This is a genomic window from Streptomyces sp. DH12, assembly GCF_020873895.1.
Classification (GTDB): Bacteria; Actinomycetota; Actinomycetes; order Streptomycetales; family Streptomycetaceae; genus Streptomyces.
In genome coordinates, this window is the sequence record NZ_JAHWGT010001748.1 from 1 (window position 1) to 380 (window position 380).

Genomic DNA, 380 nt, shown 5'->3' on the forward strand with positions numbered 1-380 from the left:
TCCCGGAGCCGGTGCGGCCACGGCCCAGTACGTCGCGGCCGGCGAGGGAATTCGGCAGGGTCGCGGCCTGGATCGGGAAGGGCACGGTCACGCCTTGCGAGCCCAGTGCGCCCAGCAGTGCCCCGGGCATGTCGAGATCGGCGAAGCCCTCCACGGCGGGAAGTGCGGGAGTGATCGTCCTGGGCAGCGCGAACTCCCCCTGGACTGCGGGCCGGCGGCCATGACCACCGGAACGGCTCGGCCCGCCTGAGCGGCTCCTGACCGACGAGCCGAATCGGCTGTCGCCCCTTCCGGAGTCGGCACTGCCGTCACGGGTGCGGGCGGAGCGGTCGTTCGTGCGTGTGCGGTTCATGCGGAACCTTCCTCGATGCGGCACATAT

General features: G+C 71.6%; 1 pseudogene. It reads right to left on the minus strand.

Annotated elements, in window-relative coordinates:
• Window positions 1–352 (minus strand): annotated as a pseudogene (locus tag LPA54_RS42040) (DEAD/DEAH box helicase); the annotation flags it as partial.
• Window positions 353–380 lie beyond the last annotated feature (28 nt).